The sequence below is a fragment of the Achromobacter xylosoxidans A8 genome (assembly GCF_000165835.1).
Taxonomy (GTDB): Bacteria; Pseudomonadota; Gammaproteobacteria; order Burkholderiales; family Burkholderiaceae_B; genus Achromobacter; species Achromobacter xylosoxidans_B.
The window spans coordinates 3220177-3239889 of record NC_014640.1 but is presented as its reverse complement, the minus strand read 5'-3'; the positions used below and the strand labels follow the sequence as shown (position 1 = coordinate 3239889).

Below are 19713 nucleotides of genomic sequence, written 5' to 3'. Positions count from 1 at the left end.
GCCCGCAAGCCCATCAGTTCATTCGCGCGCGATCAGCCGGAAGTCCTGGCTGCCTTCCCGCTCCAGCTGCGCCACCAGCCCCAGCTCCCAGTCCAGGTAGTCGCGGAAGCCCTGATCCCGCGCAGCCAGGTCCTCGAACAGATAGGGGCTGATGCTGTGGTCGTCGTCCCCGGTCAGCACGTCTTGCGCGCCACGCGCCAATTCCAGGCCCTGAGCCGCCCAGGCGCGCGTGCCGCCCAGCAGGTAGCGCACTTGCCGCTGGCTGCGCCACGCCAGCTCGGCCGCCACCACGCTGGCCAGCACGCCGTCCGAGGAAGTCAGCACGATGGTCCGCCCGCCATCCTCAGGCAGGAATTCCGCCACGCGGTCGGGCGCCGCGAACCGCGAACCCGGCACATGGCCGCGCTGGTACGCGGCCCCGGAATCGACGTCGAATAGCACGGCTTGGCCGCTTTCCAGCGCGGCCCGCAAGGCTTGCGGCCGCAGGCCGCCCGCGTCAGGCCGGTGGCGCAGCACCCACCGCGGCTCGGGCCCGCTCACCACCGGGGCCGATGCCGGCGGTTGGTACAGATAGACCTCCACCGCGCCCAGCTGCGCCAGCCAGGCGCCGGTGGTCAAGGCGCGCACGCCGTCCCAATCCGCCAGCACCACGCGGGCGCGGCGCGTCGCGAGGTACTCGTCCGTAGCCTGCACCAGCTGGCCGCCGGGCGCCCAGCGCCATCCTTCAAGATGGCCGGTCTCGTACTCCTCGCGGGTGCGCACATCGAACCTGTAGAGGGTACGCACGCCCTGTTCCGCCTCGAATGCCCGCAAGGTGGCCGTATCGATGTGCGCGATGCCCGCGCGGCGCGCGACATCGGCCGCCTGCTGGCGCGCCGCCGCCAGCGCCTCATTTCCCGGCTCCGGCAACGCGGCATGCCTGCCGTGGGCCAGTTCGCGGCCCGACAGCAACCATTCCATGGTGCCGTTGCGCAGCGACGCCACTCGGTTGGGTATGCCGGCGTCGATCAATGTCTGCGCGCCTACGATGCTGCGCGTGCGGCCCGCACAGTTCACCACCACGAACGTCGCGGGGTCCGGCGCCAGTTCGCGGATGCGATAGACCAGTTCCGCTCCGGGCAGGCTGTGCGCGAAGGGCAGCGTGAAGTTGTGGAATTCCTCTGGCGTGCGGCTGTCCACCACGACGATGTCGTCGCCGCGCGCCACGCGCTCATCGAGTTCGTCCACGTCTATCCAGGGAGTGCGCTTCTCGTGTTCGATGACTTCGCCGAAGGCCTTGCTGGGCACGTTGGTGCCGGAGAACAACTCGCGCCCTTCCCGCTCCCACGCGTCCGTCCCGCCCGCCAGCACCGAGATATTGGTCCAACCCAGGCGCGCCAGCTTGGCAGCGGCCTGATGCGCCAGCGTCTCGTCATCGTCCATCAGCACGATGCGCGCATCGCGGCGCGGCGCCAGCCTGTCGATCAGGAGCTCCAGGCGCCACAAGGGCGCGGGCACGGCATGCAGCAGATGGCGCCGCGCATGGCGGCCGGCCTCGCGTACGTCCAGCAAGGCGATCTCGCCCGCGCCGCGCAGTTCATCCTGCAGGGCCTGCGCGGAGATGCGCGCGTGGTAGATCGCGGCAGGCGGCGAGAACGTGCGGTAGGTGCCGCCCGCGGTGCTCTCGAACACCACACGGCCATGCAGACGGTCCAGCGCCAGCCCATAGAAATGCAGGTGCGCGCCGGGCTCGTCGCCCACCAGCTCGATGGTATGCACATCCTGCGGACCCAGCACGATGGAGCTGCCCGGCTGCACATCCACGCGCTGCACGTGGGTCAGCACGTCGCGCAGCGGATCGGCGCTGGGTTCGCGCGCATAGACCTCGTTGCGCTCATTGCCTTGCACGCCGGCGATGATGGCCCACGTCGTATGGTCATGCGGCGGCTGGGCCTTGCCCGGCGCGCCCAGCGACAGGTACAAGGCATGGCCGCCGTCCAGGTCCTCGGCCAGTCGGTAGATAGCGGTCGGCCTGCCGGGGACCACGGCGAACGCCTCTTCCGGGAACAGTTCCCGACGCCGCCCCAACGCCTCCAGCAGTGTTGCCACTTGGGTCAATTGTTCGCGCGTCGCGCTGGCGGCGTCGGGCGCCAGCCGCCGCGCCTGGGCGATGAATTCGCGCACTGCCTTTGCGCGTTGATCGGGAATATTCGCGGCCGCGGGCGGCGGTACAGATGTGCTCATGGGATGACCCTGGATTCCGTGTGGGAGAAAAGGTCAGCCTACTTGCGCCGCGCGGCGGCGGGAACGAAGCGATGCAACTAAGGATATGCGCGGGACGTTGGCCGCTGCGCCGCCTGCCTCAGCCTTCGCCCTTGAGCGCGCGTTCGACGATCTCGCGCGTCAGGGTGGGCACGAACATCTCCACGAAGTGGAAGGCGTAGCCGCGCAGCCACGCGCCGCGCCGTATCGCCAGCCGCGTCAGATTGATCTCGAACAGATGGCGGGCGTCGATGGCGCACAGGCGCGTGTCGCGTTCGGCGTCCCAGGCCACCGAGGCCACGATGCCCAGACCCAACCCCAGCTCCACATAGGTCTTGATCACGTCCGCATCCATCGCCGTCATGACGATGTCGGGCGTGATGCCGGCCCGCGCGAACGCCTCGTCGATATGGGCGCGGCCGGTGTAGCCGCGCCCATAGGTGATGATGGGATGGCGCGACAGCTGCGACAGCGTGACACCGTCCTGTTGCCGTTCCAGCGGGTGGCCGCGGGGCACGATGATGCTGTGGCTCCAACGATAGCAAGGCAAGTTGACCAGCCCCGGATAATCCGCCACCGCTTCCGTCGCCACGCCGATGTCGGCCTCGCCTTCCAGCAGCATTTCGGAAACCTGCTTGGGCGAACCCTGATGCAGATGCAGCACCACTTCCGGATAGCGTTCGCGAAACTCCTTGACGACGGGCGGCAAGGCGTAGCGCGCCTGCGAATGGGTGGCCGCGATGGACAGCACGCCCGTCCGGCTGTCCGCGTATTCCGCGCCTGCGTGGCGGATGTTGTCCGCGCATTGCAGGATCTGCTCGACCAGCGGCAAGATCAATTCGCCAGGCGGGGTCAGGCCTATGAGCCGCTTGCCGGAGCGCACGAAGATGTCCACGCCCACCTCTTCCTCGAGCTCGCGGATCTGGCGGCTGACGCCAGGCTGCGAGGTATGCAGGCTTTCGGACACGTCGGTCAGGTTGAAATCCTGGCGCACGGCTTCGCGCACGGAGCGCAATTGCTGAAAATTCATCGCGCGCCTCAGCCCAGGAAAGCCAGCTGATTGCCTGACGGATCTTTCACGTACATCACGCGAGGCTCGGCATCGGGCAAGGAACAGACCGGATGGAGACCCGCCAGGCGCAGCCGCGCCAGGATGTCGTCGTAGGCGCGGGTCTTCAGCGCCAGATAGTCGGGCCTGACCTCGCGGCTGACCTCGTCCACCGGAGACAGCGACAAGGTCGCCTCGCCCAACGCGAACAACAAGCGCTGGCCGCCGGCCCCGGCCACCTCCTCCAAGCCGATGACATGCCGATAGAACTCGCGTACCGCTTCCTGCCGTTGAGCAAGAAAAGGAAGTTGCACCGATCCGATGGAAAGAATAGTAGACATGCCCTGCCGCCAAACATGGAACAGGGCAAATTCTAGTGGTCGCGGGTACCAACGGACAAAGAGGTATATGTTGCTTCTACATAGCCGGAAACCCTAAAGAAAACCGCTCATTTGCATATGCATCAGGCGCTGCGCCGCAAAGCCTCGCGCGTGGCCGCGAAAGCGCGCTCCAGGTCGGCGATCAGGTCCAGCGGACTTTCCAGCCCGACGTGCAGGCGCACCACCGATTGCGTCTGCGCGCCGTCCTGCCAATAGCGGTGCTCGGCCAGGCGCTCGGGCGCGGCCTCCAGCGCCAGGCTTTCGTAGCCGCCCCAGGAAGCGCCAATGGAAAAATAGCGCAAGGCATCGATGAAGCGCGCCGCGGCCGTGGCATCGGAATGCCGGAAGGCGAACGACACCAGGCCGCTGGCGCCGCTGAAATCCCGCCTCCACAGCGCATGTCCCGGGTCTTGCTCCAGCGCCGGGTAATAGACGCTTGCGACGTCTTCATGCCGCGCCAGATATCCGGCCACGGCAAGCGCGTTCTTATGGTGCCGCGCAAGCCGCACGTCCAACGTGCGCAGGCCACGCAAGGTCAGGTAGGCGTCGTCCGCGCCCACCGACAAGCCCAGGGCGTCGTGGGCGGCGGCGACTTGCCGGGCCAGCTCCGGACCGTCCACGGTAACCACGCCCATCATCACGTCGGAATGCCCCGCCAGATACTTGGTCGCCGCCTGGATGGAAATGTGCGCCCCCAGCGCCAGCGGCTGGTAGTACAGGCCGCCGCTCCAGGTATTGTCCGCCGCCACAAGCACGCCATGGCGCCGCGCCACGGCCGCCAACGCCGGCAGGTCCAGCACCTCGAACAAGAGCGAGCTGGGCGACTCCAGATACAGCAGGCGTGTGTTGGGGCGGATCAGCGGCTCCAGTTCGTCGTGCGTGGCGGAAAAATACTCCACCTCGATCCCAAAGCGCTGCAGCAGCGCACGGTCTACCTTGCGCACCGGCGAGTAGACGCTGTCTGCCACCAGCGCGTGGTCCCCCGGCGCCAACGTCGCCAACAGCACCAGCACAATGGCCGACAGCCCAGAAGGCGCCAACAAGGTGCGATAGCCGCCTTCCAGCGAGGCCACCGCCTCTTCCAGCGCCTGATGGGTATCCAGGCCATGGCGGCCGTAGGTCGCCACCCGCTCGCCAGCGGCACGTTGCCGGCCCAGGGCCGCTTGCGCGGCCGTGTCGGCAAAACGCACGGTGCTGGTGCGCACCACCGGTACGTTCACCGGTCCGGCACCCTGCTTCAGCTCGGGCGATCCGGCATGCACCAGCCGGGTCTGGACGCGGACGTCTGCCAGGTTCATGCGCGCACCTCGGCACGGTTGCAGGTCAGGGATACGAAAGTCATGTGCAACTCCATCATGGTTCACACTGCCAGGCGCAGCGGATCGAAATTCAGGTAAGCCTGTATGGGATCGGCGACGCTGTCCCGCGGCGGCGCCGCGCCGACCGCGCGTTGCAGGAAGGCGCGGGTGCGCTCGCTGGACGGCTTTCCGAACAGGCGCGCCGGTGGCCCGGACTCGACGATGCGACCGGCCTCGGTGAAATACACGATGTCGCTGACCTCTTCGGCAAAGCGCATCTCATGCGTCACCAGCACGCAGGTCAGGCCGTCCTGCACCAGTTCGCGGATCACGGTCAGGACTTCACCGACCATCTCTGGATCCAGCGCGGACGTCACTTCATCGAACAGGATCAACTCCGGCTGCAACGCCAGCGCGCGCGCAATCGCCACGCGCTGCTGCTGGCCGCCGGACAGTTCGCCGGGATAGGCGTGCGCCTTATGCTCCATCCGCACCTTGGCCAGCAGCTCGTGCGCCCGCGCCTCGGCCTGCGCCCGCGGCAGGCCGGCCACCTTGATGCGCGAGATCGTCAAGTTCTGCAGCACGCTCAGATGCGGGAACAGGTTGTATTGCTGGAACACGAAGCCCACGCGCTTGCGCAAGCCGATCAGTTCGGCCTCCGTCTTCAAGGCATCGACGCGCACACCGCCGACCTGGATGCGGCCGCGCTGCGGCCGCAGCAGTCCGGTCATGCAGCGCAGGATGGTGGACTTGCCCGAACCGGAAGGCCCGATGATTGACACGGCCTGGCCCTGCTGGACCTCGACGTCCATGCCCTTGAGCACCTCGGTCTGGCCAAAGGCCAGATGCACGTCCTGCAGGCTGACCAGCGGCGTCTGGGCGACGGCGTGCGCCTCGAACTCAATAATGCTCATGGCGTCTTTCCAGATAGCGCGTCCAGCGCGCGATGGGATAGCAATAGGCGAAGAACAGCGCCAATAGCGTGAAATAGACCAGTATCGTGAAGTCGGTGCGCGATACGGTGTTGCTGGCCACCGTGGCCGCGTCGACCAGATCGTGCACGCCCACCAGCGAGGCCAGCGAGGTGCTCATGGTGATGCTGGCATACAGATTCATCCAGGACGGCAGCATCCGCCGCAGGCATTGCGGCAGCACGATCATGCGGAAGATCTGCGAGCGCCGGAACGCCAGCGATTGCGCGGCCTCCCATTGCGCGCTGGGGATGGACTGGATCGCGCCGCGGAAAATCTCGGCCACGTTGGCGCTGGCCGGCAGGCCCAGGCCGATGACCACCTTGATCCAGTCCGGAAACGGCAGATTCCATCCGCCCAGCCTCAGCTCGAAAGGAAACACATAGGTGGTGAAGTACACCAGCACCAGGATGGGCGCATTGCGAAACAGCAGCACGTAGGCGCGCGTCAGCCGGCGCAGCAACGGCGACGGCGACAGCGATAGCGCGCCCACCACCAGCCCCGCCAGCGTGCCCAAGGCCATGGCCAGCACGCTGATCTGAATGTTCATCGCCAGCCCGCGCAACAAGGCGGGCGACCACTGCCACAGGGTCCGCACCGCGGCCGGCGCCGTGCCGGTGGCCGCCCAGGCCAGATTAAGGGCCGCCAGCGCCAGGAACACTGCCAGCCAGGGATCGCGTAAAGCCGCCGGCAGCCGGCGCCCCGCCGCCCCCGCCTGCAAGGCCAGATCATTGCCCATAGCCCGGCATCCTCAAACGCGCTTCCAGCCATCTCCCGCCCACGCCAACCAGCCAGGTCAGCAGGCCGAAGTACAGCAGGATGAGCAGCAACAGTTCCAGCACGTTGTCCCGATACGACCAGATCATGATGGATTCATAGGTCACGTCGCCCACTGCGATAGCGGAAGCGATGGCGGTCATCTTCACCAGGTCCACCAGGTTGTTGACCAGCGCCGGCAAGGCAAAGCGCAGCGCCAGCGGCAACTGCACCTGGGTCAGGATCTGGCGCCGCGAAAACGCCAGCGAGCGCGCCGCCTCCATCGTCACCGCGGGCACCGCTTCGATGCCTGCGCGCAGGGCCTCGGCATGGAACACCCCCTTGTGCAGCGCCACCACGATCACCACCCACGCGAACGGCGCTATCGGACTGCCGCCGCCCAGCTTTTGCGTGATCAGCATGTTCAGCACCAGGAAGGCGCAGTACAGCTGCACCAACGTGGGCGTATTGCGCGTGACCTCCACGAAGGCCTGCAGCGGCCGGGCCAGCCAGGCGCGGCCGCTGGTCAGGCCCGCGGCGATCAGGACGCCGCACAGCAGGCTGGCCGGGATGGTCCACGCGCACAGCTGCAGCGTGACCAGCAGCCCGCGGCCGAAGGCGGACAGCTCGCCCGCATCCAGCACGAAGCTGTAGTTCAGGCCCAGGGGCTTGAAGAAGCCGACCCAGGCGCTCAATGCCGACTCGAACATGCCCCGGCCCGCCTCAATTGCCCTGCTTGTACTTCGCGTGCAGTTCCTGCAGCAGCGGCTGCGGCGGCGCGATGCCCAGACGCGTTTCCGTGGCGATCAGCCAGCCCTTGCGGTGCCAGTCCTGCACCACCTTGTCCACGGCGGCGATGGTGTCGGTTTCGCCCTTGCGGGTCCAGACCACCGAGTTGGCCGGCAGCACCTCGGTGGCAATGGGCGCGTGGTAGTCCTTCCATTCCGGGTTGCTGCGCAGCAAGGGCTGGATCAGAGTCGAGTCGTGCACGGCCGCGACGCACTGGCCGCCGCGCAGCGCCAATAGCGAATCCGACGAGCTCTTGTAGCCCTTGACCACCGCGCCATAATCCGTCGACAGGGGCCGCGCGAAGCTGCTGCCCTGCGACACGCATACGGGCTTGCCGCGCAGGTCTTCCCATTTGGCGATGCCGCTGGTCTTGAGTGTGGCCGCGGCGCCGCCCACCCGGAAGAAAGGCGTGGGCGCATAGCCCAGGATCTCGGCGCGTTCGGGGTTCAGTTCCATGGACGCGATCAGCAGGTCGACCTTGCCGGAAATCAGGAACTGCGTGCGCGTGGCGGTCTGCACCTGCACCAGTTCCGCCTTCACGCCCAGATCCTTGGCCAGCTCGCGCGCCAGCTCCGGATTCCAGCCCACCAGCTGCTGCGTGGCCGGATCCAGCGAGCCGAACACGCCGCCATTGGCCAGCACGCCTATGGTGATGGTGCCGCGTTCCTTGACCTTGTCCAAGGTGGCGTCGGCCTGCGCCGCTCCGGCGCCTAAGGCCAGCGCCAGGGAAATTGCGATGCGGGCGCCGCCCGGTGTCTTGCGAGTTGCCATGTCGTTATCGATTGGAGAGCTGTGAACGGACCTCCATGCTGCGTGCCCATGCACGCCACGGCAAAGAAGACTTTCAGATATGAATATGCGAGCCACCCAATTCCGCTCGAAGTCCACCGGCGCGACCATGCTCGACGGCGAGGCAGCGCACACCGCCGCGGGTTCGGCAGAAACTGCGGCGGGGTGGAGCACCGGCGCTACAGGCCGGGTACGGTCTCGAAGCCAGAAAAGAACGCGCAATGCCCCGGGTAGCCCGGCCGCGCGTCGCAAGCCTTCAGGCAGCCCGGCTTGCCGCCGGGAAAACTCGCCGAGACCGACATGCCGAAGCCATAGGTGGGCGTCGTCACGTCGAAGCTGCTATCGCAGGTGGCCTGTGCGCTATAGGCGAACGTCATGCCCTCGCGCCGGCCGTTGATGGCAAACGACACCTGGAAGCTGTCCAGGCTGCGCCATCCGGCCCGTGGCAGGACCAGGAAACGATAGTGCCTGGCATCCAGGCGCTGGCCGAAGATCTTCAGCTTGACCGTGGACGCATCGACCTTGGGCGAGGGATACGGCAATGCCAGCAAGGCCCGCGGATCCCCCAGCACGCCCAGCTCGAAACCCAGGCCCTTCCGATAGAAGGGCACGTCGATACTGGGATAGCCCGAATACTCGACACGCTGCGCGGCGCCGCCGTAGACGTTCGACTTGGGATCATGGTCGGGCGCGCGGGCGAAGGTAACGTCCAGCGTCAGCGCGGCGTCCGCCGGGTTCGCGTCTTCGCTGCGCAGGTGCTTTTCAAAAACATCAGGTTGCGTCGCGCACCCCGCCATCAGCCCCGCCAGCAGCGCCGGCGCCGCCAAGCGCGATGCGCTTCTCGCAGCCCGCCGGAACGTGGCGCGCGCCATCATCGGACCTCTCCGCGTTCCTGTGCCAAGACTGGCGATGAATCCAGCCCCTGCCCCCGCAGTTGCCAGCCTTGCGCGGTCTTGTGCCAGCGGAAATTCCGGTTGATCCATTCGGCTTTCAGATTGTCGTACAGACGGCGCTGATCGATGCGCCGTCCCTCGCCATGCGTCTTGCGCGCAGCCGCGTAGCTCTCGTCCCACAGCGGCTTGAAGGCCTTGCCCTGCATCGCCTTGGTGAAGGGCACGCGCGCGTAGACTCCGTCGTCCGCCTTGCTCAGACGGATCTCGTTGTCCAGCAGCAAGGCGCCGCTGCCATTGTCCGGCGATACCGACACCAGCATGCCTCCCGACGCCTGGTATTCCTTGGGCAGCAGGTGTTCGAACCACAGCACCTGCCCGGTCGACGTCACCAGCGCGCGCGAGCCTGCCGTAAACAGCAGCACGTCCTGCCGGTCGGGCTGCGGCAGGCCCAGATCGGGATCGCGAATGTCGATGGCGGGGCTCAGCACGCGCGCCAGCGGCGTGCCGTTCTGCACCGCGATCAAGATCGTGCCCACCCCCATGAAATCGTTCGACACGGCCAGCAGCACCGGCTGGCCGCCCATCGTCGGGCCCAACGCCCGCACGTGAATGAACTCGTAGGCGTTCAGAGGCCGGTACGTCCTGTCGCGGAATTTGATCTGCCGCAGCCGCGACCCCTCATATCCTTCGATCCGGAAATCGCCCATGGCCTCGCTGACCTTGCCCGTCGTGGGCGCCGCGCCCTGCGCCTGCGCGACGCCAGCCATCAGCAATGCGAGCGCCAGCGCAATGCTGGCGGGGGCTTTGGCGCGGTATCTGGCGGGTGAACGGGCAACAGGCACGGATTTCTTGCTGGCAGGACGCATCTCGGAGTCCGCATTCTATCGCCACGCGGAACCCCTCGTCAGAAAACAGATATCCACATGCGAATTCAATCGTTCTGGCCCGACTTCGCATCGGCCAGACTGCCTGTTTCCGTCAAGCCAAATCAGGAAACGCGATGTCCCTACCCTCAGTCACCGGACTGGACCACTACATCATCCGGGTGCATGACCTGCAGGCCGCAACCGAGCAATACCAGAATTTGGGATTCGCCCTGGCGCCGCAAGGCCGGCACCACCGCGGCACGCGCAACCAGACGCTGATCCTGGACGCGAATTACCTGGAACTGCTGGCCTTTCCGCCGGAACTGCGCGACCAGTCGCGCTTTGCCGGCTTCGACGACACCTACGAAGGTCCGGTATCCGTTGCGCTGCAAACCACCGACAGCACCGCCGTGCACGCCGAGCTGGCCCGCTTGGGCATAGCAGCCGAGCCGCCTCAGCGTGGCGGCCGTCCGGTGCACCTGCCGCAAGGCAGCGAGGACGCGGCCTGGAACAACACCCAGTTTCCCGCCGGCCTGTTCACTGTGCCGGACTTCTTCACCTGCGGCCATCTCACGCGTCATCTGGTGTACCGCCCCGAATGGCAGGACCATGCCAATGGCGCGCGTCGCATCGAATCGCTGATCGCCGTGCATCCCGAACCGCAAGCCCTGCGCCCCGCGTATGAACGCGTACTCGGCCCCATTGCCATCAGCGAGCTTCCGGACCAAGGCCTGCAAGTGCGGCGCGGCAGCCTGCGCATCGACTTTCTTGCTCCCGCCGCCTTCGAACAGCGCTTTCCCCATGTGCGCGTACCGGCGGGCTTGCCCGCCAGCAGCCAGGGCGGCTGGTTCGCAGGCTCCGTCATCGGCGTGCGCGATATCGGACAGACGCGCGCGTGGCTCGACAGCAGACAGGTCCCCTACCGCGCCAACGCGCAAGGCGAACTGGCGGTGGCGCCCGAGCATGCCGCGGGCGCGCTGCAAGTCTTCGTGCAGGAGGCATGATGGGCCAGCCCCTGCCCGACTACTGGGATTGCTTTGCCACCGGCTACGCGGCGGCGCGCGAGGCCTTCGTAGCCGTGGCCGCCGCATGTGGCGCCGCGCTCTCACGCCACGAGCACCCCACCGCCAAGGATCCGCAAGGCCGGCCGCTGACGGTGGACGTGGCGGTGCTGGGCAGCCCAACCGCTGCCCGCAGCCATCTGGCCATCAGCGGCACCCACGGCCTGGAAGGCGCCGCCGGCTCGGCGGTGCAGCTGGCCTGGTTGCAGGCGGACGGCGGCCTGCCCTTGCCGGACGGGGTCAACGTGGTGCTGGTGCATGCGCTGAATCCCTATGGCTACGCGCATGACACGCGCACGACCGAAAACAACGTCGACCTGAACCGCAACTTTATCGACCATACCCGGCCCGCACCCGCCAACCCGCATTACGCCACCCTGCATCCACACTTGATTCCGCAGTATTGGACGGAAGCCTCGCTCGATGCCGGCGCCGACGCGCTCGAGAGCTTTCGCCAGCAACATGGCGCGGATGCGCTGTTCAACGTGACGGCCAGCGGCCAATACACGCATCCGGACGGCCTGGTCTACGGCGGCAACGGTCCCGAATGGTCCAACCGCACGCTGCGCCGCATCGTCGACGAACACCTGGGCGCAAGCAAGCGCGTGGCCTTCATCGACTGGCATACCGGCATAGGTGAATACGGTGAACCCTTCTTCCTGTGCTTCAACCCCGACGGCAGCGCGGAACAGGCGCAGGCCGCGGCCTGGTGGGGCGCGGACCGCGTGCTGGGACAGCGCCCGCACGGCCTGGCCCGTCCTGACTACCAGGGCCTGGTGTTCCGCGGCGTGCAGCAGGCCCTGGGCGCGCGGCCGCTGGCCGGCGCGGTGGTCGAGTTCGGCACGCGCGGCTTGCAAATGCGGCCGGCCCTGAGGCTGGACCAATGGCTGCGCTTCAAGGCCCCCGCCACGCCAGACGCGGCGCGCGATGCACAGTTCCGCGCGGACCTGGTCGATGCCTTCGTTCCCGTATCCAGCGTCTGGCGCCGCAATGTGGTGGCCCATGGCCTGCAAATCACGCGTCAGGCCATCGCCGGCCTGGCCGCGTGGTGATTCTTTCCCTTATCCACACTTCAAGACACTCATGAAAGCCATTGTTTTGCGTGAACACGGCGGCAGCGACAAGCTGCGCCTGGAAACCGAATTCCCCGATCCCGTTGCCGGTCCCGATGACGTGGTCATCCGCGTCGGCGCCTCGTCCCTGAACTACCACGACGTGTTCACCCGCCGCGGCATGCCCGGCATCAAACTGCCCTTTCCCGTGATCATCGGCCTGGACGTGGCGGGCGTGGTGGTACACACCGGCGCCAACGTGCGCGACTGGAAGGCCGGCGACCGCGTGCTGGTCGACCCGATAGACCGCGTCGACGGCGGCCTGGTGGGCGAGACCATCCACGGCGGCCTGGCTGAGCTGTGCCGCGTGCCGGCGCACCAGCTGCTGCGCCTGCCCGACGAAGTCAGCTTTGACCAGGCCGCGGCGCTGCCCGTGGCCTACGGCACCGCTCTGCGCATGATGAACCGCATCGGCCAGGTCCAGCCCGGCGAAAAAGTCCTGATCCTGGGCGCCAGCGGCGGCGTGGGCGTGTGCGCCGTGCAATTGGCCAAGCTGGCCGGCGCCGAAGTCATCGCCTGCGCCGGCAGCCCCGAAAAGGCCGAGGCGCTGCGCGCCCTGGGCGCCGACCACATCATCCTGTACACCGAGGAAGACTTTCTCAAGGCGGTCCAGGAGCGTTTCGGCAAGCCGTCGCGCCGCCGCGGCGGCAAACCCGGCGGCGTCGACGTGGTGGTCAACTTCACGGGCGGCGACACCTGGGTCAAATCGTTGCGCTGCCTGCGCCTGGGGGGCCGCCTGCTGACCTGCGGCGCCACCGCGGGCTTCGATCCCAAGGAAGACCTGCGCTACATCTGGACCTTCGAGCTGCAGATCCGCGGCTCCAACGGCTGGGAACGCGAAGACCTGCACGAGCTGCTGGCGCTGGTGCGCGACGGCCGGCTGCGCGTCCACGTGGACCGCAAATGGCCGCTGGAACAAGGCGCACAAGCGCTGGCTTCGCTGGAGGATCGCAAGATCGTCGGCAAAGTACTGGTGTCGGCATGAGCGCCAACCCGAAGGCGCCCGCCGCCACCCTGGACGCCGCCGCCATTCAGGCCAAGTTCGACGATTCGCCGTTCATCGCCTGGCTCGGCCTGTCGGTGCGCGACGTCAATCACGAACAAGGCGAGCTGACCGTACTGGCCCCCATGCGCCCGGAATTCGAGCGCGGCGCGGCCAGCGGCCAATGGCATGGCGGCCCGCTGGCCGCGGTGATCGATACCGTGGGCGATTTCGCCGTGGGCATGTTGCTGGGCCGTGGCCTGCCGACCATCAACTTCCGCGTCGACTATCTGCGCCCCGCCGTCAACACCGCGCTGACCGCCGTGGCCCGGGTGCGCCGCAACGGCCGCAGCGTGGGCGTGGCCGACGTCGACCTCTACAACGACCAGGGCGCGCTGGTGGCCATCGGCCGCGCCACCTACGCCACGCTCAGCCAGGGCTGAGCGGACTCTCATCCGAACGCAAGGACACACATCATGACTACTGCGCAGCGCCCCGGACGGCGCGCCTTCCTGACCCGCAGCGCCGCCGGCGGCCTGGCCGCCGGCCTGGGTATCGCGCCACAGGCGCTGCTGGCCGCGACTTCCCAACCCGGCGCCGATGCCGGCCCCGCCCGCAAGGGCGGCACGCTGGTGGCAAGCTGGGGCGGCCTGGAACCGCAAGCCCTGTTCGTGCCGGGCGGCGGCGGGTCCAGCCCGTTCCAGACCGCGACCAAGATCCTGGAACGCCTGCTGAAGCTGGACGCCGACCTGAAGTTCCAGCCCGCGCTGGCCCTGTCCGTCACGCCCGCGGCGGACTTCCGCAGCTACACCCTCAAGCTGCGCGAAGGCGTCACCTGGCATGACGGCGCGCCCTTCACATCCGCCGACGTGGTCTACAACGTGCTGCAGCACTGGAAGCCGATTTCCGCCGGCATCGCACTCAAATCGCTGACCGGCGCCACCGCCACCGATCCGCTGACCGTGGTGCTGAACTTCGACGCGCCAGTGCCAGAATTCTTCTTGAAGTCCACGCTGGCCGGCCAGTTCCAGCTGCTGCTGCCCAAGCACCTGTACGACGGCCGCGACATCATCACCAACCCGTTGAACAACACGCCGGTCGGCACCGGCCCCTGGAAGTACGGCAAGTGGGTGCGCGGCAGCCACGTCGAATACCTGCGCAATGACAGCTACTGGAATGCAGGCCAGCCCAACCTGGACCGCCTCATCATCCGCTGGTGGGGCGACCCTGCCACCCGCGGCGCCGCGCTGGAGACCGGCGAGCTGGGCCTGGCCTATTCCAATCCCGTGCCGGGGCGCGACATCGACCGCCTGCTCAAGACCGGCAAGGTGGTGGTCGACACCCGCGGCTACCAGAACTCGGCCTGGACCGTGACCGCCGAATTCAACCAGCGCCGCGACATCGTCAACCGCCGCGAGGTGCGCCAGGCCATCCTGCACGCGATCGACCGCCAGTTCATCGTCGACACCATCTACTACGGCCGCGGCAAGCCCGCCATTGCCCCCGTCTTCAGCAGCAACCCGCTGTTCTACACCGAGGACGTGCCGCGCTATCCATTCGATCCGAAAAAGGCCGCCGCGCTGCTGGACGCCGCCGGCCTGCCGCTCAAGGACGGCAAGCGCTTCACCGTGAACCTGGTGGCCGCCGCCTGGTTCGAAGAAAACGCCAAGCTCGGCCAATACCTGAAGCAGGCGCTGCAAGACGTGGGCATCGAGGTCAAGCTGGATTCCGTGGACCGCGCCACGGCGCTCAAGCGCATCTATGGCGACTACGACTACGACATCGCGGTCTCCAACTTCACGGCGCCGCTGGAGCTGGTGCCCACGGTGACCCAGTTCTACACCACCGACGGCATCGTCAAGGGCGCCGCTTTCCGCAACGCCACGGGCTACTCCAGCCCCGAAATGGACGCGCTGGTGGCCAAGCTGACCCAGGAAACCGCCCCGGAAGCGCGCCGCGCGCTGGCGCACCAGTTCGCCCGGCTGGCGTCCACCGACGTGCCCCATGTGCCGCTGGTGGAAATCCAGTCGTTCACGCTGGCCGGAAAAAACGTGCGCAACTTCACCACCGGCGCCAACGTCCAGGGCGAGAGCCTGGCCGACGTGTGGCTGCAGGCCTGAGGCGCGCATGCCGATCCGACTGATCTTGCGCCGACTGGCCCAGGCCGTGCCGCTGCTGCTGGGCGTGGTGGTGCTGAACTTCGCGCTCATCCAATCCGTGCCCGGCACCTTCCTGGACGTGATGACGGCCGAGCAGCAGGTCACCGATCCGGCGCTCATCGAGCGCCTGCGCGTGACCTACGGCATGGACCAGCCGCCCGCAGTTCAGCTGCTGAAGTACATAGGCTCGGTGGCGCGCGGCGACCTGGGCTATTCCTACCGCCACAACCTGCCGGTGCTGGACGTGATCCTCGCCCACCTGCCGGCCACGCTGCTGCTCATGGGCGCGAGCCTCGCCATCGCGGTGCTGGTGGGCATGGCGGCCGGCATCGTGTCGGCCGTCAAGGTCAACACCTGGTGGGACAGCGCCGTGTCGGTGTTCGCGGTGCTGTGCTTTGCCGCGCCCAGCTTCTGGCTGGGCATCATGCTGATCGTGCTGTTCTCGGTCAAGCTGGGCTGGTTTCCGGTGGGCGGCATGGTCACCATCGGCCTGGCCGGCGGCGCCTGGCGCCAGGCGCTGGACGTGCTGCATCACTTGGCGTTGCCGGCGCTGGCGCTGGGCCTGTTCTATTCCGCCGCCTATGCCCGCGTGATGCGCGCCTCGATGCTGGAAGTCAGCCGCATGGACTTCGTGCGCACCGCCTACGCCAAGGGGCTGACACGCAGCGCCGTGGTGCTGCGTCATGTGCTGCGCAACGCCTTCCTGCCCATCGTCACGCTGCTGGGCCTGCAATTGGGCGCGGTGCTGGGCGGCAGTATCGTAGTCGAAGCCGTGTTCAGCTGGCCCGGCATAGGCGCGGTGCTGTTCGACAGCGTCATGAGCCGCAACTATCCCGTGGTCCTGGGCATCCTGGTGCTCAGCTCCTTCGTGGTGATCATCGCCAATATCGCCGTCGACCTGATCTACACGCGGCTGGACCCGCGCATCAAGGCTGCCTGACATGTCTGCATCCCCTACCCTTGCTACTGCCCTGCCCACCGCATCCACGCGTCGCCACGCCTCGTTCGCGGCACGCTTTGCGCGCAACCGCGGCGCCGTCGCGGGCGCCACGCTGCTCGTGCTTGTTGCCTTCCTGGCTGCGGGCGCCGGCTGGCTTTACCCCGCCGATCCGCTACGCATCGTCGGCGCTCCCGAGATCTGGCCGTTCGAGTCCTGGCGCCATCCGCTGGGCACCGATTCCATGGGCCGCGACATCGCCGCCATGATTGCCCATGGCGCGCGCGCCACCTTGCTGATCGGCCTGGTGGCCGCGGCCACCGCCACCCTGATCGGCGTAAGCGTGGGCGCGGCCGCGGCCTGGGCCGGCGGCTGGATCGACGAAGGCCTGATGCGCGTGGCCGAACTGTTCCAGATCATCCCCAACGTGGTGTTCGTGCTGACGGTGGTGTCCATCCTGGGACCGCGCATCGAGCACATCACGCTGGCGGTCGGGCTGGTGTCGTGGCCGCCCATCGCCCGCCTGACCCGCGCCGAGTTCCTGTCCTTCAAGGAACGCGAGTTCGTGCAGGCCTGCCGCGCGCTGGGCATGAGGCCGTTGCGCATCGTCGCCGCCGAAATCCTGCCCAATGCCCTGCCGCCCGTGATCGTGATGTCTTCGCTGGTAGTGGCCGGCGCCATCCTCTACGAATCGGTCGTGTCCTTCCTGGGCCTGGGCGATCCCAACATCGCCAGCTGGGGCCGGCTGGTCGGCGAAGGCCGCAGCCTGATCCGCTCATCCTGGTACATCTGCGCCGTGCCGGGCGTGGCCATCATGCTGGCCGTGCTGTCGCTGAACCTGGTCGGTGACGGCCTGAACGACGCGCTCAATCCCAAGCTGCAAAGGCGTTGAGCCTCATTCTTTCCGGAAAATTCCATGACGCATTCCCTGCTCAACCTGGGCCATCTGGCCGACCCCGAACTGTCTTCCGATCTGCCCGCCATCATCGACCTGCGCCTGCCCGACGCGCAGCTGCACTACACCCATGCCCAGGTCCGCCTGCTGGCGGGCGGCGTGGCCGCCTGGCTGTCCGCGCGCGGGCTGGCGCCGGGCAGCCGCATCGCCATCGCCGCGCTGAATCGGGCCGAGTACCTGATCGCGTACTTCGGCATCATGCGGGCCGGCTATGTGGCCGTGCCCATCAACATCAAGCAGTCGCAGGAGAACATCGACTATGTGCTGCGCGACGCCGGCATCGCGCTCGCACTGGTGGACGGCCCGCGCCGCGCCGCCTTCGAGGCCAAGGTGCCGGTACTGGACTTCGACGATGCCGGTCCCCAAGGCTTTGCCGCGCAGATCGCGCCCACGGACTTCGGCTTCGTCACGCCGCAGGCCGACGACATCGCTCAGATGCTGTACACCTCGGGCTCCACCGGCAAGCCCAAGGGCGTGCCGCTCACGCATCGCGGCCAGCTCTGGGCGCTGGCCGCCACCTCCGGCGCCGTCGTCGCCGGCGCCGGCACACAGGAACGCTATCTGCTGGCCCAGCCGCTATTCCACATGAACGGTCTGTTCATGGCCAAGCGCGCCTTCGCCAGCAACAGCCTGCTGGTGATCCAGCCTTCGTTCGACGTCGCCGCCTATGCCGACGCGCTGGAGCGCTACCGCATCTCCGTCCTTACCGCTGTCCCCACCATGTTCGCCCGGCTGGTGAAGGACCCGGCGCTGCTGCAAGGCCGCGACCTGTCGGCGCTGACGCGGGTCATGCTGGGCTCGGCCCCCATGACCGTGGCGCTGCTGGAACGCATCCAGCGCGCCCTGCCCGGCGTGCGCGTAACCCACGGCTACGGCACTACCGAGGCCGGCCCGGCAGTGTTCGGCCCGCATCCCGACGGCCTGCCCACGCCCGCGCTGGCGCTGGGCTACCCGCTGGATCCCACTCAGGTGCGGCTCGCTGACGGTCCCAGCCCGGACCAGGGCGTGCTGCTGATGAAGAACCCCGCCGTGCTCGCGGGCTATCACAACCTGCCGGAGAAGAGCGCCCAGGTGCTCAAGGACGGCTGGTACCACAGCGGCGACGTGCTGCGGCGCGACGCCGACGGCTTCTACTATTTCGTGGGCCGCGCCGACGACATGTTCGTCTGCTCCGGCGAAAACATCTATCCGGTCGAAGTCGAGAAGCTGCTGGAATCGCACCCCGACGTGCGCCAGAGTTGCGTGGTGCCGCTGGCCGACGAGGAACGCGGCCACATCCCCGTCGCCTTTGTCGTGCGCCGCGACGGCAGCCGGCTGCACGCCGACGCCCTCAAGCGCCACGCGCTCGAACACGGCCCGGCCTACCAGCACCCACGCCGCATCCGCTTCGTGCATGAACTGCCCTGGGCCGGCACCAACAAGGTCGACCGCAACGCGCTGCTGCTTGCCGCGCGCGAACTGGAAGCGCAACACGCGTGGGCCCAACCCGAAACGGAAACCGCATGAGCAAGCCTGAATCCCCCGACAGCCTGAACGGCAAGACCGCCCTCGTCACCGGCGCCAGCCGCGGCATCGGCCGCGCCATCGCCCTGGCCCTGAGCCGGCGCGGCGCGCGCGTGGCGGTGCACTACAACAGCGCTGGCAATGCCGCCGACGACGTCGTGCGCCAGATCCAGGCGGCAGGCGGCCAGGCCTGGGCCTTGCAGGCCGACCTGGCGCGAGCCGACGCCGCGGCGGCATTGGCGCGGGACTTGCGCGCCTCGCTCGAGGAACGCTACGCCGATGACGGCCTGGACATCCTGGTCAACAACGCCGGCGTGGGCCTGCGCGCCCGCCTGCCGGAAGTCACGCCAGACGCGTTCGACCGGGTGCTGCAAGTCAACCTGAAGACGCCTTTCTTCCTGATCCAGCAGACCCTGCCCTTCCTGCGCGACCATGGCCGGATCGTCAACGTGTCCTCCATGGGCACCCGCGCCGCCTATCCGGAAATGAGCGTCTACGCGCCGGCCAAGGCCGGGTTGGAGGCGCTGACGCTGCTGCTGGCGAGCGAACTCGGCGCACGCGGCATCACCATCAATGCGGTGCTGCCCGGCGCCACCGCCACCGACCTCAATACCCGCGCCCGCGATCCCGAGCACAGCAAGGTCATCGCCACGACGATTGCATTGGGCCGTGTGGGGCAGCCTGAGGATATTGCGGACATCGTCGCCTTTCTGGCCTCGCATGAGGGGCGCTGGATCACTGGGCAGAGTATCGATGCGACGGGCGGGCAGCGTCTGTAGGCTCGGCCCGCCGGGCAATCTTGCGTCTTCCTTCAAGAACGGATCGACCACGATGTGCGCAATTCGAAGTAGTGGTTTTCCCTAGCCTCAAGGGACGCACTGCGCCTGAGCGGCGTTCCAAGGCAGTCGACAGCGAAGCCGGTGCAGGTAGAACCGCAGCCCGACAGCGCTCGGCGGCGCCGCTGCGGGGTCGG

Annotated in this window: 19 protein-coding genes; 9 read left to right on the top strand and 10 right to left on the bottom strand. The window is 67.6% G+C overall.

All coding sequences use genetic code 11. From position 1 onward, the window contains the following. Positions 1 to 18 precede the first annotated feature (18 nt). From AXYL_RS15050 to AXYL_RS15005, 10 genes are all read right to left on the bottom strand, one after another. Positions 19 to 2223: a rhodanese-like domain-containing protein gene (locus tag AXYL_RS15050; protein ID WP_013393664.1), complete on the bottom strand. Its 2205-nt coding sequence runs from the start codon at positions 2221 to 2223 to the stop codon at positions 19 to 21. Between the two features lie 118 nt (positions 2224 to 2341). Continuing rightward, positions 2342 to 3271, bottom strand: a complete 930-nt coding sequence (locus AXYL_RS15045) for a CysB family HTH-type transcriptional regulator (RefSeq protein ID WP_013393663.1) — start codon at positions 3269 to 3271, stop codon at positions 2342 to 2344. Between the two features lie 8 nt (positions 3272 to 3279). Beyond that, entirely contained in the window at positions 3280 to 3630 is a 351-nt protein-coding gene (locus tag AXYL_RS15040; RefSeq protein WP_013393662.1) for a VOC family protein, read from the bottom strand. A gap of 122 nt (positions 3631 to 3752) precedes the next feature. Beyond that, on the bottom strand, positions 3753 to 4967 hold the full coding sequence (metC, locus tag AXYL_RS15035; RefSeq protein WP_013393661.1) for a cystathionine beta-lyase: 1215 nt from the start codon (positions 4965 to 4967) through the stop codon (positions 3753 to 3755). Positions 4968 to 5029: 62 nt separating this feature from the next. Further along, positions 5030 to 5881 (bottom strand): amino acid ABC transporter ATP-binding protein, encoded by an 852-nt coding sequence (locus AXYL_RS15030; protein ID WP_013393660.1) that lies wholly within the window; start codon positions 5879 to 5881, stop codon positions 5030 to 5032. Continuing rightward, positions 5868 to 6677, bottom strand: a complete 810-nt coding sequence (locus AXYL_RS15025; protein ID WP_013393659.1) for an amino acid ABC transporter permease — start codon at positions 6675 to 6677, stop codon at positions 5868 to 5870. The genes AXYL_RS15030 and AXYL_RS15025 overlap by 14 nt, the downstream gene beginning before the upstream one ends. Beyond that, entirely contained in the window at positions 6667 to 7404 is a 738-nt protein-coding gene (locus AXYL_RS15020; RefSeq protein WP_013393658.1) for an amino acid ABC transporter permease, read from the bottom strand. Before AXYL_RS15020 ends, AXYL_RS15025 begins: the two co-directional genes overlap by 11 nt. Positions 7405 to 7417: 13 nt before the next feature. Further along, on the bottom strand, positions 7418 to 8254 hold the full coding sequence (locus AXYL_RS15015) for a transporter substrate-binding domain-containing protein (RefSeq protein WP_013393657.1): 837 nt from the start codon (positions 8252 to 8254) through the stop codon (positions 7418 to 7420). A gap of 197 nt (positions 8255 to 8451) precedes the next feature. Next, on the bottom strand, positions 8452 to 9147 hold the full coding sequence (locus AXYL_RS15010; protein ID WP_013393656.1) for a hypothetical protein: 696 nt from the start codon (positions 9145 to 9147) through the stop codon (positions 8452 to 8454). Next, positions 9144 to 10031, bottom strand: a complete 888-nt coding sequence (locus tag AXYL_RS15005) for a hypothetical protein (RefSeq protein WP_013393655.1) — start codon at positions 10029 to 10031, stop codon at positions 9144 to 9146. Before AXYL_RS15005 ends, AXYL_RS15010 begins: the two co-directional genes overlap by 4 nt. A 134-nt stretch (positions 10032 to 10165) precedes the next feature. On the opposite strand from AXYL_RS15005, the gene AXYL_RS15000 reads away from it, so the two are divergent. From AXYL_RS15000 to AXYL_RS14960, 9 genes are read left to right on the top strand one after another with little or no spacing between them, the layout of a single operon-like run. After that, complete coding sequence (locus AXYL_RS15000; protein WP_013393654.1) at positions 10166 to 11035, top strand: VOC family protein; 870 nt, start codon at positions 10166 to 10168, stop codon at positions 11033 to 11035. Next, positions 11035 to 12144, top strand: a complete 1110-nt coding sequence (locus tag AXYL_RS14995; RefSeq protein WP_013393653.1) for a DUF2817 domain-containing protein — start codon at positions 11035 to 11037, stop codon at positions 12142 to 12144. The genes AXYL_RS15000 and AXYL_RS14995 overlap by 1 nt, the downstream gene beginning before the upstream one ends. Positions 12145 to 12175: 31 nt before the next feature. Further along, complete coding sequence (locus AXYL_RS14990) at positions 12176 to 13189, top strand: quinone oxidoreductase family protein (RefSeq protein WP_013393652.1); 1014 nt, start codon at positions 12176 to 12178, stop codon at positions 13187 to 13189. Further along, complete coding sequence (locus AXYL_RS14985; protein ID WP_013393651.1) at positions 13186 to 13629, top strand: PaaI family thioesterase; 444 nt, start codon at positions 13186 to 13188, stop codon at positions 13627 to 13629. The genes AXYL_RS14990 and AXYL_RS14985 overlap by 4 nt, the downstream gene beginning before the upstream one ends. Before the next feature lie 33 nt (positions 13630 to 13662). After that, a complete protein-coding gene (locus tag AXYL_RS14980) occupies positions 13663 to 15306 on the top strand; it encodes an ABC transporter substrate-binding protein (RefSeq protein WP_013393650.1) in 1644 nt (547 codons plus the stop codon). A 7-nt stretch (positions 15307 to 15313) separates the two neighbouring features. Further along, positions 15314 to 16285, top strand: coding sequence for an ABC transporter permease (locus AXYL_RS14975; protein ID WP_013393649.1), 972 nt, complete (start codon positions 15314 to 15316; stop codon positions 16283 to 16285). A gap of 1 nt (position 16286) precedes the next feature. After that, entirely contained in the window at positions 16287 to 17174 is an 888-nt protein-coding gene (locus AXYL_RS14970) for an ABC transporter permease (RefSeq protein ID WP_013393648.1), read from the top strand. Between the two features lie 24 nt (positions 17175 to 17198). Next, the gene (locus AXYL_RS14965) at positions 17199 to 18743 is read left to right on the top strand and encodes a class I adenylate-forming enzyme family protein (protein ID WP_013393647.1); all 1545 of its coding nucleotides are present in this window, start codon (positions 17199 to 17201) and stop codon (positions 18741 to 18743) included. Continuing rightward, a complete protein-coding gene (locus AXYL_RS14960) occupies positions 18740 to 19519 on the top strand; it encodes an SDR family oxidoreductase (protein WP_013393646.1) in 780 nt (259 codons plus the stop codon). Before AXYL_RS14965 ends, AXYL_RS14960 begins: the two co-directional genes overlap by 4 nt. The last annotated feature ends 194 nt before the right edge of the window (positions 19520 to 19713 follow it).